This window comes from Rhizorhabdus antheiae, assembly GCF_049889055.1.
Lineage (GTDB): Bacteria > Pseudomonadota > Alphaproteobacteria > Sphingomonadales > Sphingomonadaceae > Rhizorhabdus.
This window is the reverse complement of the sequence record NZ_JBLTWO010000005.1, coordinates 142,146-157,867: the sequence shown is the minus strand read 5'-3', so window position 1 is coordinate 157,867 and position 15,722 is coordinate 142,146. Positions and strand designations below refer to the sequence as shown.

The following is a 15,722-nucleotide window of genomic DNA, read 5'->3' as shown; positions in this document are numbered from 1 at the left end:
GGGTTTGAAAGGACTGGAATGGCAAAGGTAATCGGTATCGACCTCGGCACGACCAACAGCTGCGTCGCCGTGATGGAAGGCGGCAAGCCGAAGGTTATCGAAAATGCGGAAGGTGCGCGCACCACGCCGTCTATCGTCGCCTTCTCCAAGGATGGCGAGCGTCTCATCGGCCAGCCGGCGAAGCGCCAGGCGGTGACCAACCCGGACAACACGATCTTCGCGGTCAAGCGCCTGATCGGTCGTCGCTTCGACGATCCCGTGACGAAGAAGGACACCGAACTGGTGCCCTATCACATCGTCAAGGGACCGAATGGCGACGCCTGGGTCAAGGCAGGTGGCGAGGATTATTCGCCGTCGCAGATCTCGGCCTTCACGCTGCAGAAGATGAAGGAAACCGCCGAGAGCTATCTGGGCGAGACCGTCACTCAGGCCGTGATCACCGTCCCGGCCTATTTCAACGACGCGCAGCGCCAGGCGACCAAGGATGCCGGCAAGATCGCCGGCCTCGAGGTGCTTCGCATCATCAACGAGCCGACGGCGGCAGCGCTCGCTTATGGCCTTGAGAAGAACGACGGCAAGACGATCGCGGTCTATGACCTTGGCGGCGGCACTTTCGACATCTCGATTCTCGAGATCGGCGATGGCGTGTTCGAGGTGAAGTCGACCAACGGCGATACCTTCCTGGGCGGTGAAGACTTCGACGCCAAGCTCGTCGAATATTTCGCCAGCGATTTCCAGAAGGCCGAAGGCATCGACCTGACCAAGGACCGGCTTGCGCTTCAGCGTCTGAAGGAAGCGGCCGAGAAGGCGAAGATCGAGCTGTCTTCGGCGCAGACGACCGAGGTCAACCTGCCCTTCATCACCGCCGACGCTACCGGCCCGAAGCATCTGGTCAAGTCGCTCACCCGCGCCGATCTCGAGCGTCTGGTCGAGCCGCTGATCCAGCGTTCGATCGAGCCGGTGAAGAAGGCGCTTGCCGATGCGGGCCTCAAGGCCGGCGACATCGACGAGGTCGTTCTGGTCGGCGGCATGACCCGCATGCCCAAGGTCCGCGAAGTGGTTAAGAGCTACTTCGGCAAGGAACCGCACACGGGCGTCAATCCGGACGAGGTTGTCGCCATGGGTGCGGCGATCCAGGCCGGCGTGCTGCAGGGCGACGTCAAGGACGTGCTGCTGCTCGACGTGACGCCGCTGTCGCTGGGCATCGAGACGCTGGGCGGCGTGTTCACCCGCATGATCGACCGCAATACGACCATTCCGACGCGCAAGTCGCAGGTCTATTCGACGGCAGATGACAACCAGAACGCGGTGACCATCCGGGTCTTCCAGGGTGAGCGCGAGATGGCGGCGGACAACAAGATGCTCGGCCAGTTCGATCTGGTCGGCATTCCGCCGGCGCCGCGCGGCGTGCCACAGATCGAGGTCACTTTCGACATCGACGCCAATGGCATCGTCAACGTGTCGGCCAAGGACAAGGGCACCGGCAAGGAGCAGCAGATCAAGATCCAGGCATCTGGTGGTCTGTCCGACGCCGACATCGACGCCATGGTCCGCGATGCGGAGAAGTTCGCCGACGAGGACAAGAAGCGCCGTGCGGCGGCTGAAGCGAAGAACAACGCCGAGAGCCTGATCCACACGACCGAGCGTCAGCTGCAGGAGCATGGCGACAAGGTCGATGGCGCGCTGAAGTCCGAGATCGAGGCAGCCATCGCCGAGGCGAAGACTGCGGTCGAGGGCGGCGAGCCCGATGCGATGACCGAGAAGGCTCAGGCCCTCGCCCAGGTGGCGATGAAGCTCGGCCAGGCGATCTACGAGAAGGAGCAGGCTTCGGCCGGTGCTGCTTCGGACGAGGCGCCGAAGAATGACGATGTGGTCGACGCCGAATTCTCGGAAGTCGACGACAGCAAGAAGTAAGCTTCTTCGGAAGCGCGACGTTACCGGCCCCGTCCATGCTGGCGGGGCCGTGTAATGTCTGCCATGGATCGACCGGTATTTTTCGCCGGGGGCCGTAGCAGGCGGCGGACAGCAAGCTGGGTTGCGGGGTGCGATGAGCACGGAAACGGACTATTACGAACTTCTGCAGGTCGAGCGCACTGCCGACGACAAGGTCATCAAGACGGCCTTTCGGCGCCTCGCAATGCAATATCACCCGGATCGCAATCCGGGCGATCAGGAGGCGGAAGCCCGGTTCAGGGCCATCAACGAGGCCTATGACTGCCTGAAGGACCCGCAGAAGCGCGCCGCCTATGACCGGTTCGGCAAGGCCGCGTTCCAGAATGGCGGTCCGGGCGGCGGCGGTTTCGGCGGCGGTGGTGGATTCGAAGGCTTCTCGGACATTTTCGAGAATATCTTCGGCGAGTTCATGGGCGGCGGTGGCCGGGGCGGCGGGCAGCGCTCCAGCGTCCGGCGCGGCGCCGACCTGCGTTACGACCTCGAGATCACGCTTGAGGATGCCTATGCCGGCAAGCAGGCCAGTATCACGGTCGACGTGGCGGCGCAGTGCGACACCTGCGACGGGCGCGGTGCCAAGCCCGGCACGGGCACCCAGCATTGCAAGACCTGCGGCGGCCACGGCAAGGTGCGTGCGCAGCAGGGCTTTTTCGTTGTCGAGCGGACCTGCCCGGCCTGCCATGGCGCGGGCGAGGTCATCTCCGACCCTTGCCCTGATTGTCATGGCGAAGGCCGGATCGAGAAGACCAAGACGCTCGACGTGGGCATCCCTGCCGGCGTCGACGAGGGAACGCGCATTCGCCTGACGGGCGAAGGCGAGGCAGGAGCCCGTGGTGGCCCGCCGGGCGATCTCTACATCTTCATCCACCTTGCCGAGCACAGGATCTTCCAGCGCGATGGAACGACCCTGTTCGCGCGGGCGCCGATCAGCTTCACCACGGCGGCACTTGGTGGCAGCATCGAAGTGCCCGGTCTCGACAAGCAGAAGCATGAGATCCGCATTCCGGCCGGCATCCAGTCGGGCAAACAGATCCGCCAGCGCGGGGCCGGCATGCCGGTGCTCAACGGGCGCGGGCATGGCGATCTGGTGATCCAGATCGAGGTCGAGACGCCGACGCGGCTGACCGCGCGACAGAAGGAACTGCTCGAGGAGTTCCGGGCGACCGAAACCGGCGAGGAAAGTCCCCAATCGGCGGGATTTTTCTCGCGGCTCAAGGGCATGTGGGAAGATCTGACCGAGTAATCCCGATCTGCCGCCCTCAAAGTCTTGACTGACCTGCGGCGTATTCATCGGAGCATGTATGAAATTGTCCCGCCGCAACGAGGTTGCAGCGGGACAATTTTTTTGGGCTTGTCGATCAGCCCTGAAAGGCCGGACGGAAGCCCGGACGCTGGGGCAGGCGGACCTTCATCGTCACCAGACCGGCCTGACGGACCGGCGCGGTTGCGGCTGCGGGCGCGCCCTGCGGTGCAGCAACACTGGCCGCGACTGGCGCCGCCGCAACACGCTCGCGGGCGTCCAGGAAGCTGGCCCGCTTCAGGCGTCGACGCAGCGACAGGAACGGATTTTCCGGCGTCGGTCCGCGATAGGCGGCCTGGGTGTGGCGGCCGAAGCGCGACAGGTCGAAGTCCGCAGGCAGCGACGAAGCGGCGGCGGGCGGCCTGGGATCGGTCCGGGCCATTGCCGGAGCAATCACGGGAGCCGCCATCACCGGAGCCGCAGTCAAAGGCGGCGTCACCATCTCGCCGGAAGAGGTCTCATACACGACTTCAGCGGGCTCCCCCGCTGCGCGACGGCGGCGGGTGGCGGCATAGATGCCTCCTCCCAGCAGAAGGAGTGCGGCGCCCGCTGCGCCTGCGATCGGCAGCATGTCATCGTCGTCATTAGCCGCGACCGAGGTCGGGACCTGCGGAGCCGATGCTGCGGCAGCAGCAGGGGTTGCATCACTCGACGCGACACTATTGGCCGACGGCGCAGCGGAAAGATCAGACGAAATGCCACTATTTGCCGGACCCGCCTGCACATTTGCGGAGGCCGGGCCAGTTGCCGCTCGGCTCGATGCGACGCTGCGCGACGACGAAGCTTTGGTGACCGTACGCGCGGCAGGCGGCGGCGGCGCGTCGACCATTGTGGCAGGTGCGGGAAGGGCGATGACAGGCGTGCTGGTGGTGGCCGAAGCCGTAGGTGTGGGGGACTGCACGGAAATCGGTGCTGCGGTCGAAGCGGTAGAGGCATCGCCCGGCGACTGCTGGAGCATCGGGGCAGCTTCATCGACGGTCGGTGCACTGGCTTCTGCCGTGCTCGAAGCTGCTGCAGTGTCCGGCGCTATGGCAGGCGTCGCTATATCGAGCGACGGCGCTTCCTGCGCAAAGGACGGGGTTGCGGACAGGGCCAGAACTGCGGCAATCGCAGCCAGGCCGGGGCGAACGGGGTTGATTGCGTACCTCATGACCAGACAAACGGCCCTGGGTTCAAAACGGGTTCCACTCTGGCGACGAAATGACCCAATTGACCGATGGACGGAATGAATAAAGCAATCCTGCTGTTCTGTTCATATTGCCGATACTGAAACAAGCAGACATTCATTTACTGTTCATCTCAAGATAGAGGTGAAGCAGCGGCGCGAATCGCAGTGTTTTCTCTTCACTTGGAGGTTGTGAACGATGGGATCGCTCTCACTGTCTTTCATCGGTCTGGCGCTTCTGGCTGTGCTGGCGCTGGCTATGGAGGCGGGCAGGCGATGGCAGGGTCTTCTTTCCAGGCGTTCTCACAGCGAGAGCGATGCCGGGCCCGTTCCCGATCACCTTCTGACCGCCATGCTGGGCCTTCTGGCGCTCCTGCTTGGCTTTACCTTCTCGCTCGCGTTGAACCGCTACGAAGATCGCCGCGCCTTGGTGGTGGCCGAAGCCAATGCCTTGGGAACGGCCTATCTACGCTCACAACTGCTCGAGGCGCCGGCGCGGGATCGGATGAACCTTCTGCTCTCCGCCTATGTCGATATGCGCGTGGGCTGGTCACTGCGGTCCGCAGCCGGCGCCGACGATCCTCGCCAGGCTGCGTTGCAGCAGCGCATTTGGGCGGAAGTCGGTCGCGCGGTTCGGTCCGATCCATCGCAGCAGCTGACACGCGGACTGATGGATGCCGTCAACGAGAGCTTTGATCTGGCAGCGGCGCGCACGGCGGCGCGCAGCGCCCATATTCCAGCGGCGGTACTGGAGATACTCTGCTTCAGTGCCGCGCTGGCGGCACTCATGCTGGGTTACACGATCGGCGCATCGGGAACCCGCCACAGGCTCGCGGCTCTGCTTCTTCTTCTCCTGCTCGCACTCGCGCTGACCATGATCTTCGATCTGGAACGCTCGGTCAGCGGCACCATCCAGGTTTCGCAGGAGCCGATGGAGCTGTTGCGTGCCTCGATCCGGCGGACTTCAGGAGCGTAGCGCTTCGCCCATGCGCCGGATCGCGGCAACCTTGGCGTGCAGCGGTGCCCAATCGTCGCTCTCGTCGATGGCCGACCAGATCGCTTCGACCTCGTCGATCAGCATCGCACAGGGCTCGGTGTCCGACCAATAGGGGTGATCGAGGGAAACGACGCCCTCATATCGCGAGATAATCTCGCGAAACGCAGCAAAGGCATCGCCATCGTAAAGGGCATCGGCCGGAGACGGCCCTCGACGCCGCCCCCCGCGCCAGTCGAAGAAGAAGCGGTCGATCGACGCTTTGCTGGTCTGCAGGGCCACATCCATCGCCTGGATCAGCTCGAGGTCGGGTTGATCGCCCCGTGGCGCAACGCCCAGCCGGGCGCATAGGGCCGTCGCGACCTCGCCCTCATAATAGCTGGGCCAGGAGTCGAGTGCGGGCGCCAGTTCTTCGGCTTCGGCCACCAGGCGCAGCGATTTTGCGAGCTGGACCACATCCCAGTGGATCGCATGCGCCTGCCGCCCGAAGGCGTAGAGGCCCTGCTGATCGAAATAGGCCGCCGTGAATGCCGGGTCCCAGGTCGGATTGAACCGCCATGGGCCATAGTCGAAGCTCTCGCCGGTGACGTTGATATTGTCGCTGTTGAGCACGCCATGGACGAAGCCGGCCGCCATATAGCTTGCGGCCAGCCGCGCGGTCCGGCGACAGGCGAGATCGAGCAACTGCCCGGCCGCCGCATTGCCCGGTTCTTCGCCGTACAAGTTCGTCAGCGTGTAGCCGATGAGGTCGCGCATCGCGTCCGGTTCGTCGAGCGTCGCCAGCCTCTGGAAGGTGCCGATGCGGACATGGCCATGGCTGAGCCGCACGAGCACCGCCGATCGGGTGGGGGATGGCTCGTCGTTGCGCTGGAGAGCTTCGCCGGTCTCGATCAGCGAGAAAGTCTTGGAGGTCTCGACGCCGAGCGCCTCGAGCATCTCGGTCGCCAATATTTCGCGGACGCCGCCCTTGAGCGTCAGTCGCCCGTCGCCGAAGCGGCTATAGGGCGTCTGCCCCGATCCCTTGGTGCCCAGGTCGAGCAGCCGTCCGCCCGGCTGGTCAGACGATCCGTCGCGCAGCTGTGCAAACAGGAAACCACGGCCGTCGCCTATATCGGGATTATAATGGCGGAACTGGTGCCCGTGGTAACGCAGTGCCAGCGGCTGCGGCAGATTGCCTGGCAGCGGTTCGAACCGGCCGAAATGCCGCACCCATTGCTCGTCGCTGAGGCTGTCGAGCCCCACCGCCCCATCCCAGCGCCGATTGCGGAAGCGCAGGATCGTCTGCGGAAAGTCGGCCGCGCGGACCGGATCGGCCAATCTGTCGGCCAATTTGGCGATTTGCGGATCTGGACGATAGGCGGCGGCTTGCGGGGCAATGGTCATGCGGCAATATGGGGGCTGGATATGGTGAGGTGCAAGCATGGCGGATTGGACGGACGGTCATTGGACGTCGAAAGACGGCCTGCGGCTCCATTATCGGGATTATGGGCCGGCCGATGGAGCGGGACGTCCACCGATCATCTGCATCCCCGGCCTGACGCGAAACGCCCGCGATTTCGCAGCGGTTGCCGATCGTCTCGCCGATCGCTGGCGCCTGCTTTGCGTCGAACTGCGCGGGCGGGGGGAAAGCGAGCGGGCGAAGGATCCCATGACCTACGTCCCCGCGACTTATCTCGAGGACCTGGCCGCGTTGATCGAGCAGGCCGGCCTCGACCGCTTCATCCTGTTCGGCACCTCGCTCGGCGGAATCATGTCGATGCTGATCACCGCGACCCAGCCCGGCAAGGTCGCGGGGCTATTGCTCAACGACATCGGGCCCGCGATCGACCCTACAGGTCTGATCCGCATTCGCAATTATGTCGGCAAGGGCAGCAGCTATCAGACCTGGCTCCACGCCGCGCGAGGCCTCGCCGAAGTCCATCAGCAGGCCTATCCAGATTATGGCCTCGACGACTGGCTCGACATGGCCAAGCGGCTGTTCAAGCTGACCGGGGCCGGGCGGATCGTCGCCGACTATGATGCGAGCCTCGCCGAGCCCTTCCGCGTTCCCGGCAATGAAGCCCCGGGCGACCTCTGGCCGCTGGCGGAGGCGATGAAGCCTATCCCGTCGCTGCTCGTCCGCGGCGCAATTTCCGACATATTGTCTGCGGAAACCGCCGACCGGATGGTGGAGACCCTGCCGCTGATGGAACGGATCGACATCGCCCGCGTCGGCCATGCGCCGACCCTGTTCGAGCCCGAATGCGCTGCGGCGATAGATCGACTGCTCGAACGGATCGAGGCGGCCGAGGCCGTGTCGGCCTGATCGCATGGCCCGTCCGGCACGCATCCTCCATTGCCATTCGACCTTTCTGCTGGGTGGCAAGGAGGCGCGCGCGGTCCGGCTGATGAACGCCTTCGGCGAGGCGGCGGAGCATGTCGTGCTGACCGCAGTTCCGGGCGCTCTGGCGGCGCGCGACGCGCTGGACCCAGCGATCAAGGTCGCCTTCCCCGGCGATGCTGCGCCGTCGTTGCAGGGGCTGCCGGGGATCCGCCGCTACCAGCGGTTGGCGCGGTACATGGCGGGGTTCGACCTCGTCCTCAGCTATAATTGGGGGGCGATGGACGTGGTCGGTGCACGGCGCCTGTTCGGTGCCGGACGGTTCCCGCCACTGATCCACCATGAGGATGGCTTCAACCAGGATGAAGTCGTGCGGCAAAAGCCGGCGCGCCTGTGGTTTCGCAGGCTGGCGCTCGGTGCTGCCCATCGGCTGGTCGTGCCGTCCCGGAGGCTCGAGCGTATTGCGCGTGGCGACTGGTGGCAGCCTGCCGATCGCGTCGTCCGTATCGCCAATGGCATCGCCCTGCCGTCGCAGAGCCAACTGGCCGCGCCGTTGCCGATAGAGGGCTGCCCGCCGGGCAGAGGCCTTGTGATCGGTACGGTCGCAGGTCTCCGTCCGGTCAAGAATCTCGCGCGCATGGTGCGGATGTTCGCCGCCGGCGCCCCCGGCGACGCCCGGCTCGTCATTCTGGGCGGCGGGCCGGACAAACCGGCGATCCTGAACGAGGCCGAGCGGCTCTCGGTCGCGGATCGGGTGATCCTTCCGGGGTTCGTCCGCGATCCCGTTCGCTATCTGTCGGGCTTCGACATCTTTCTGCTGTCGTCGGACAGCGAGCAATTTCCCATCTCGCTGATCGAGGCGATGGCCTGCGGCCTGCCTGCGGTCACGACGGATGTGGGCGATATTGCCGATATGGTCGCGGCGGAAAACCGCCCCTATGTGATCCCGGTCGGTGATGAGGAGGCGCTGGCGGCGGCCCTGCGGGCGCTCGCCGGCGATGCGGGGGTGCGGCGGACGATCGGTGCCGCCAACCGCCATGCCGCGCTCGAGCGTTATGATGAGCAGGCGATGATCGCACGCTATCGCTCGCTCTATTGGGAGGCGATGCGGCTTCGGCCAGGCCCCTAGCTTGCGGCAAACACCGCAGCGGAGATTTTGCGCGCTTTTTTTTGCCATTCGCCCTATAGGGCGCGGATTCCCAATCCTGTTGTTCGTGGTTTTTTGGAGGTCTCGTTGTTCAAAGGTCTGCGGCCGATCGTCTATGGTGGGCGCGAAGTCTGGCCCCTTATCGAAGGTGGCAAGGGTGTCGCGGCAACCAATCATGCGAGTTCGGGAGCGTGGGCCGCAGCGGGCGGTATCGGCACGGTATCGGCGGTCAATGCAGACAGCTATGATGCCGAAGGCAAGATCGTGCCGCAGGTATATCGTGCGCTGACGCGTCGCGACCGGCACGAGGAACTGGTCGCCTATGCGATCGACGGTGCGGTCGAGCAGGTCAAGCGCGCCTTCGAGATCGCCGGCGGCAAGGGCGCGATAAACATCAACGTCCTGTGGGAAATGGGCGGCGCCCAGCGCGTGCTGCACGGCGTGCTCGAACGCACCCGCGGCATGGTTGCGGGTGTGACCTGCGGTGCGGGCATGCCCTACAAGCTCAGCGAGATCGCAGCGTCCTATGGCGTCCATTATCTGCCGATCGTCTCGTCCGGCCGTGCCTTCAGCGCACTGTGGAAGCGCGCTTACTCCAAGGCGGCCGAATGGCTCGCGGCGGTCGTCTACGAAGACCCCTGGCTGGCCGGCGGGCATAATGGCCTGTCGAACGCGGAAGACCCCCGCGCGCCGCAGGATCCCTATCCGCGCGTCAAGGCGCTGCGCGACACGATGCGCCAGGGTGGCATTTCGGACGATGTCCCGATCATCATGGCGGGCGGTGTCTGGTATCTGCGCGACTGGAACGACTGGATCGACAATCCCGAGTTGGGGCAGATCGCCTTCCAGTTCGGCACGCGACCGCTGCTGACCAAGGAAAGCCCGATCCCGCAGGGGTGGAAGGACGAACTTACCAAGCTGGAGCCGGGTGACGTGCTGCTCCACCGTTTCTCGCCGACGGGTTTCTATTCCTCGGCGGTGCGCAATCCCTTCCTGCGCAACCTCGAGGCCCGTTCGGAGCGCCAGATCGCCTTCTCGATGGAGGCAGCCGGCGACCATCAGTATCAGCTGGACGTCGGCGTGAAGGGCAAGAGCTTCTGGGTCACGCTGGGCGATCTGCACCGTGCGCGCGAATGGTATGGCCTGGGCTTTACCAACGCGCTCAAGACTCCCGACAACACGCTCGTCTTCGTCACGACCGAAGAGATGAAGATCATCCGCAAGGACCAGGCCGACTGCATGGGCTGTCTCAGCCAGTGCGCCTTTTCGTCCTGGGCGGACAATGAGAACAACTCGACCGGCCGCCTCGCCGATCCGCGCAGCTTCTGCATTCAAAAGACGCTGCAGGACATCGCCCATGGCGGTCCGATCGAGCAGAACCTGATGTTCGCCGGCCATGCCGCGTACAAGTTCAATCAGGATCCCTTCTATTCCAACGGCTTCGTGCCCACGGTGAAGCAGCTGGTCGACCGCATCCTGACCGGCGACTGAGCCTGTTCGTCCGGTTATTCAACCGGGCGGATAGAGATAAACTTTCCTGCGCCTAAGAATGGCTGGGCTTCGAATCGGCGGCGATCCGGATAAGATCGCTGCATGAAGACTGCCCTTGTCATTCGTCATGTGCCCTATGAGGGCATTGCCGGCTTTCGCGCGCCCGTCGAAGCGGCGGGTTATGTCATCGACCGCATCGACGTGACCGACCCCGAATTTCCGAACGTCGATTTCGACAGCCCGGATCTGGTTGTGATGATGGGCGGGCCCATGGGCGTGTACGAGACCGACCGCCATCCGTGGATCGGGTGCGAGATCGCCCGGCTGGCGCGGCGCATCATGCTCGACCGTCCGACCCTGGGCGTATGCCTCGGCAGCCAGATGATCGCCGCCGCCATGGGCGCGCGCGTCTATGCGGGCCCCGTCAAGGAAGTCGGTTTCGCGCCGGTCTCGATCAGCGATGCGGGGCTGTCGTCCCCCCTGCGGCACATCGCGGACGTGCCGGTCCTGCACTGGCATGGCGACACGTTCGATCTGCCAAAGGGGGCGGAACTGCTGGCCTCGTCGGACAAATATGCGCATCAGGCTTTCCGCCGGGGCAGCAACATCCTTGCCCTGCAATGCCATCCCGAAATGGGCGAGGATCCGCGCTTCGATGCCTGGCTGCAGGATGAACCCTATATTGCTGCCGCAGGGACGAATGTGGATGCGTTGCGCGACGACCATGACCGCCATGGCAGCAGGGCGGTGGAGGCTGGCCGGCGCATGATCGCGGACTGGCTGGCGCGTGTAGATTTGTAACATTTGCCTAACTTCCTCAGGCCCCCATTCGCGGGTAGATAGACGCCCATTCGGGAGGGCGACGAATGCAGTGGACGGAAGAGGCGCAGGACGGCGCGGTCGTAGCAGCACCCGCCGGCCGGGTGGATGAGACAACCGCTGCGGCCTTCGGTACGCATCTCGAGCAGGCGGTGGAACTGAGCGCGGCGGCTGGGGCACGGCTGATCGTCGACTTCGCCGGCGTCGACTATATGTCGTCTCGGGGCCTGCGGGCACTGACCTTGGCCAAGCGCAAGGCCGACGCGGCCGGTGTCCGCATTCTGCTGGCACAACCCAATGAGATCGTCCGCGAGATATTGGCGATCAGCCGCTATGATAAATTGTTCGGGGTCACCGACACGGTCGAGGCGGCCCTGACCGCCTGACCTGTCATCCTGGGGGATGCGATGCTGGTTCGTTTCTGGGGCACGCGGGGTTCGCTGGCGGTGGCGCAGACCGCCACGTCGGTTCGTGACAAGATCGCAGGCGCTCTGGTCGCAGCAGAGGGACGGCGTTTCGCCGACAAGGCAGAGGCCTTGGCCTTCGTCGAGGGCGAGCTCGATTTTGCGGCGGGCGCCACCTATGGCGGCGCCACAACCTGCGTCGAGATCGAGACCGATGCCGGGGATGGCTCATTCCTGTTGTGCGACTTCGGGACAGGCGCCCGCGAGTTCGGGATCAGCGCCTTCGGGCGCATGGCGGCCGGCCATAGCCGCGAGTTCAACATCTTCATGTCCCATCTTCATTGGGACCATATCGGCGGCTTTCCTTTCTTCGGTCCCGCCTTCGATCCCCATTCCCGGATCGTGATCCATTCGGGCCACGCCGATGCCGAACAGGCCTTCCGCCGCCAGCAGGAGGAGATCAGCTTTCCCGTCGCCTTCGACTGGCTGCGCGCGAAGATCGAGTTCCGTACGCTGGTGCCGGGCGAGACTTATGCGATCGGCGGCGTGGCGGTAGAGATCATGGAGCAGAACCACAGCCACAGGAGCTTCGGCTATCGCTTCACCGACGCGGCCGGAAAGACGGCGGTTTTCTCCACCGACAGCGAGCACAAGATCGACAGCATGGAGGATGAGGACGCCGTCGCCCGCTTCTTCTGCCAGGCCGATCTGGTGATCTGCGACACGATGTACTCGCTTGCCGACGCTGTCTCGATGAAGGAGGACTGGGGACACAGTTCGAACATCGTCGCGATCGACATCTGTCATCAGGCCGAAGCCCGCCGGTTGGCGCTGTTCCATCATGAGCCCGTTTACAGCGACGCCGACATCGAGCGGATGCACAAGGAGAGCATCCGCTACGAGGTACTCACCCGCCGCGATCACGAACTCGAAGTGCTGTGCGCTTATGACGGGCTCGAGGTGAAGCTCTGATCGCGAAGGCCCGCAGCCGGGTCTGGCTTGGGGGGCTGTCCGGCCTGCTGCTCGCGGCCCTGTTCACGCTGCTCGCAGGCGCTGGGCTGCGCACCTCGCTGTTCGATCTGTGGCAGCGCATGGCCCCCCGCGACCTGGCCGCTTCGCCGGTGCGGATCGTGATGATCGATTCCGAAAGCCTGAAGGCGGTCGGGCCCTGGCCCTGGCCGCGCTACCATGTCGCGCGGCTGGTGGAGGAGATTGCGGCGCGCAAGCCTGCCGCGATCGGTCTCGACATGATCTTTCCGGAGCCCGACCGCATCCGCCCGGACATTTTCGCCGCCTTTTATCCAGAGCTCAGCGGCGCGACACGTGACGAGGTGCTGGCTCTGCCGTCGATGGATCGCCTGTTCGGGCAGGTGATCGCGGGAGCGCGGGTGGTGCTGGGAAGGGCGGCCACGGACGGCCCCGGCGGCGATCCTGCGGGTCTGATCGTCGATCCGGTCATAGATGGTCCGCTCCCGTCCGGCCTGTCCGCTCAGCCGCGCGCGGTCGTCAATATCGATCCGCTGGAACAGGCGGCGCTCGGCCATGGCCTGCTCAACGGCCCGCCCGATCCCGACGGCCGGGTGCGGTCGGTGCCGCTGCTGATGCGCGTCGGCGCGCGGCCGATGCCCGGCTTTGCGATGGAACTGGCGCGGGTCGCTGCGGATAAGGAGGCGCTCTCGCTCGCACCGGGGCAGGTCGCGCTCGGCGACCGCCGCATCCCCAACGACGAACGCGGCGCGATGGTAATCCGCTTCGGCCATGTGCCGCCGACGCACATCGTTTCGGCAGCCGATGTGATGCGGCAGGGCTTCCCCGCCGACGCCTTTGCCGGTCGCATCGTTCTGATCGGCCTGTCGGCCGAGGGCACCGCCGATATCGTCGCGACCCCGATGGCGGCGGAGGGCTTCGGCACGCTCGTCCAGGCGCAGGCGGTGGATGCCATCATGCGTGGCGGCTGGCTGGGGCGCCCGGTCTGGGCCGGCCCGATCGAATGGGTGCTGGGTATCGGGCTGGCGCTGTCGTGCATCGCTTTTCTGCCTGTTCGCTCCCGCTGGCGCTGGGCGCCGCTGCCGGTCCTGGTCCTGATCGGATTGGCGTGCTGGTTCGCCTTCGATCAGCTCGCAATGCTGCTCGACCCCGTCCGGCCGTTGATGCTGGCTGGCGGCTCGTCGCTTGGCGTGGCGGCGGGGCTGTTCGTCGAGGCCCGGCGCGAACGCGAACGCTTGCGCGAGGCGCTGCTGCAGGAAAGGCTCGCGGCGGCGGCGACCGAGGGCGAACTGCAGGCGGCTCGGTCGATCCAGATCGGGATGCTGCCCCCGCGCGACCAGCTGGCGCGGACCGATCCGAGGCTCGACGTCGACGCGGTGCTCGAACCCGCCCGGTCGATCGGCGGCGATCTCTACGACGTCATCCGCCTGGATGCGGATCGCATCGCCTTTCTGCTCGGCGACGTGACGGGAAAGGGCGTACCCGCCGCTCTCTTCATGGCGCTCTCCAAAGCACTCGCGAAGAGCGTCGCGCTGCGCGGACTGCCCGATCTGGGCGAGGTCGCCTGGGTGCTCAATGAGGAGTTGATGCGCGACAATGGCGAGGCGATGAACGTCACAATGATCGTCGGCGTCATCGACCTGACCGATGGCCGGGTGCTGCTGGTGAACGCCGGCCATGAAGACCCGCTTCACATCGATGCGGCCGGCAAGGTGGCGGTGCACAAGCTCGACGGCGGGCCGCCCTTCTGCATCGTCGATTTCCCCTATCCCGAGGAGCAACTGACGCTCGAACCGGGTGAGACGCTGGTGCTGATCTCGGACGGCGTCAGTGAGGCGCAGGATCGAGACGGCCAGCTGTTCGGCCATGAGCGACTGACGCAGGCGCTCGCCGGCTTTTCAGGCGCAACGGCGATGGCCGATGGTCTGCGCGATGCGGTGCGCATCTTTGAGAATGGCAGCGAGCCGAGCGACGATCTGACGATCCTTGCCCTGCGCTATCTCGGGCAGGATGCCGGGAAAATATCGCCAGCCGTTTAGCGGACGATGACCTCGACGCGGCGATTGGCCTGCGACGGGGCATTGTCGCCCTTGTCCTCGAGTGGATCGCGCTCGCCGCGGCCTACCGCCGTCAGCAGCACAGGCTCGATGCCCAGCTCGGCGAGTGCCTTGACCACTTCTTCGGCACGGCGCTCGGACAGGACGTCATTATCTTCGAGCTTGCCCACGGTATCGGTGTGGCCGGTGACCTGCACCTCTGCACCGGGGCGTTCCGCCACTTCCTTCTTCAGAAAGTCGAGGCCGGGCTGCGATTCCGGGGTAAGGCGCGTCGTGCCCTGCTGGAAATAGAGCCGCAGACGGACGGGCGGCGGCGGAAGTGCCTGCAGGAGGGCCAGCCGTCGGGCGTTCAGCTTGTCGGGGTTGATCGAGCGGGTCTTGGGGCGGCCTGAAAGATTGGTGCTGCTGTTGAGCTCGGTAACGACATAGTCGACCGGCTTGCCATTCTCCTCCAGAACCGCGACCGCGACCGCGCCCTGCTTGCCCTCTTCGCTCGGCAGGAGGGTGAGGGTCGGTCCGGTCGCGCAGGCGCTCAGACAGGCGACCAGCATCAGGGGCGGGATCGACCGGCGGGTCATTTGGGTACCTCCACGATGAACCGGGTACCTCGAACGCCCAGAAGCGAGGTTGGGGTCCGCACTTTCATCGCATCGCGCTTCGACTTGGCGATCTGGCCCGAGACGACCGCGAGCGAACCGCGATCGACGCGTGTGACGAAGGCGCCGGTCTGCGTCGTGCGATTATAGTCGAACTGGTCGACCGCGATGCGGCTGTTCGGCCCCACCGAGAAGCGGGTATCGTCGATGAAGGTCAGGCTCAGCTGTCCGTCCTTGCCCGTCACGAGCACGTCGCCCGGCTGCAATTGGAAGCCGGGGGCCGGCGTCATCCGGTTGGCGCCGCGTTCGATCGAGGTGACGCCGGTGGCGCGCTTGATGCGGGCGATCTCCGCCCAGGCAGGTTGAGCTGCCAGAAGCACGCCCGAAAGGATAAGCAAAGCCCGTTTCATGATTCTCGCCATCCCCATGACCAGCAAGTCGTGACATAGCGCATTAATGGCTGACCGGGACTCGAAATCGGCGCGCGTAACC

Annotated in this window: 15 protein-coding genes; 11 read left to right on the top strand and 4 right to left on the bottom strand. The window is 65.2% G+C overall.

What is annotated here, in order from left to right:
* Positions 1 to 18 precede the first annotated feature (18 nt).
* Together dnaK and dnaJ are read left to right on the top strand one after the other, a co-directional pair.
* Positions 19 to 1,914 carry a molecular chaperone DnaK gene (gene dnaK, locus ACNI3R_RS11630; protein ID WP_426183424.1) on the top strand — a complete coding sequence of 632 codons (1,896 nt, stop codon included), beginning with the start codon at positions 19 to 21 and terminating at the stop codon, positions 1,912 to 1,914.
* 133 nt (positions 1,915 to 2,047) lie between these two features.
* Positions 2,048 to 3,193, top strand: coding sequence for a molecular chaperone DnaJ (gene dnaJ, locus ACNI3R_RS11625; protein WP_426183422.1), 1,146 nt, complete (start codon positions 2,048 to 2,050; stop codon positions 3,191 to 3,193).
* A gap of 115 nt (positions 3,194 to 3,308) precedes the next feature.
* On the opposite strand, the gene ACNI3R_RS11620 is transcribed toward dnaJ, so the two are convergent.
* Entirely contained in the window at positions 3,309 to 3,821 is a 513-nt protein-coding gene (locus ACNI3R_RS11620) for a hypothetical protein (RefSeq protein ID WP_426183420.1), read from the bottom strand.
* Positions 3,822 to 3,945: 124 nt separating this feature from the next.
* Between ACNI3R_RS11620 and ACNI3R_RS11615 the strand changes: the two genes are divergently transcribed.
* Entirely contained in the window at positions 3,946 to 4,479 is a 534-nt protein-coding gene (locus ACNI3R_RS11615; RefSeq protein ID WP_426183418.1) for a hypothetical protein, read from the top strand.
* A 135-nt stretch (positions 4,480 to 4,614) separates the two neighbouring features.
* Positions 4,615 to 5,391 carry a bestrophin-like domain gene (locus ACNI3R_RS11610; RefSeq protein WP_426183416.1) on the top strand — a complete coding sequence of 259 codons (777 nt, stop codon included), beginning with the start codon at positions 4,615 to 4,617 and terminating at the stop codon, positions 5,389 to 5,391.
* On the opposite strand, the gene ACNI3R_RS11605 is transcribed toward ACNI3R_RS11610, so the two are convergent.
* Complete coding sequence (locus tag ACNI3R_RS11605; protein WP_426183414.1) at positions 5,380 to 6,792, bottom strand: protein adenylyltransferase SelO family protein; 1,413 nt, start codon at positions 6,790 to 6,792, stop codon at positions 5,380 to 5,382. The two genes, ACNI3R_RS11610 and ACNI3R_RS11605, sit on opposite strands and share 12 nt — an antisense overlap.
* A 37-nt stretch (positions 6,793 to 6,829) precedes the next feature.
* Between ACNI3R_RS11605 and ACNI3R_RS11600 the strand changes: the two genes are divergently transcribed.
* From ACNI3R_RS11600 to ACNI3R_RS11570, 7 genes are all read left to right on the top strand, one after another.
* Positions 6,830 to 7,714: an alpha/beta fold hydrolase gene (locus tag ACNI3R_RS11600; RefSeq protein ID WP_426183412.1), complete on the top strand. Its 885-nt coding sequence runs from the start codon at positions 6,830 to 6,832 to the stop codon at positions 7,712 to 7,714.
* A gap of 4 nt (positions 7,715 to 7,718) precedes the next feature.
* Positions 7,719 to 8,858, top strand: a complete 1,140-nt coding sequence (locus ACNI3R_RS11595) for a glycosyltransferase (protein WP_426183410.1) — start codon at positions 7,719 to 7,721, stop codon at positions 8,856 to 8,858.
* A gap of 105 nt (positions 8,859 to 8,963) precedes the next feature.
* Positions 8,964 to 10,367: an NAD(P)H-dependent flavin oxidoreductase gene (locus ACNI3R_RS11590; RefSeq protein ID WP_426183408.1), complete on the top strand. Its 1,404-nt coding sequence runs from the start codon at positions 8,964 to 8,966 to the stop codon at positions 10,365 to 10,367.
* Positions 10,368 to 10,469: 102 nt separating this feature from the next.
* Positions 10,470 to 11,168: a glutamine amidotransferase gene (locus ACNI3R_RS11585; protein WP_426183406.1), complete on the top strand. Its 699-nt coding sequence runs from the start codon at positions 10,470 to 10,472 to the stop codon at positions 11,166 to 11,168.
* Positions 11,169 to 11,233: 65 nt separating this feature from the next.
* Positions 11,234 to 11,572, top strand: coding sequence for an STAS domain-containing protein (locus ACNI3R_RS11580; RefSeq protein WP_426183404.1), 339 nt, complete (start codon positions 11,234 to 11,236; stop codon positions 11,570 to 11,572).
* A gap of 21 nt (positions 11,573 to 11,593) precedes the next feature.
* Positions 11,594 to 12,562: an MBL fold metallo-hydrolase gene (locus ACNI3R_RS11575; RefSeq protein WP_426183402.1), complete on the top strand. Its 969-nt coding sequence runs from the start codon at positions 11,594 to 11,596 to the stop codon at positions 12,560 to 12,562.
* Positions 12,559 to 14,616: a CHASE2 domain-containing protein gene (locus tag ACNI3R_RS11570; protein WP_426183685.1), complete on the top strand. Its 2,058-nt coding sequence runs from the start codon at positions 12,559 to 12,561 to the stop codon at positions 14,614 to 14,616. The genes ACNI3R_RS11575 and ACNI3R_RS11570 overlap by 4 nt, the downstream gene beginning before the upstream one ends.
* Here the strand turns inward: ACNI3R_RS11570 and ACNI3R_RS11565 are convergent.
* Both ACNI3R_RS11565 and ACNI3R_RS11560 read right to left on the bottom strand, forming a co-directional pair.
* A complete protein-coding gene (locus ACNI3R_RS11565; protein WP_426183400.1) occupies positions 14,613 to 15,212 on the bottom strand; it encodes an OmpA family protein in 600 nt (199 codons plus the stop codon). The genes ACNI3R_RS11570 and ACNI3R_RS11565 overlap by 4 nt on opposite strands.
* Complete coding sequence (locus tag ACNI3R_RS11560) at positions 15,209 to 15,640, bottom strand: FecR family protein (RefSeq protein ID WP_426183398.1); 432 nt, start codon at positions 15,638 to 15,640, stop codon at positions 15,209 to 15,211. Before ACNI3R_RS11560 ends, ACNI3R_RS11565 begins: the two co-directional genes overlap by 4 nt.
* Between the last annotated feature and the right edge of the window lie 82 nt (positions 15,641 to 15,722).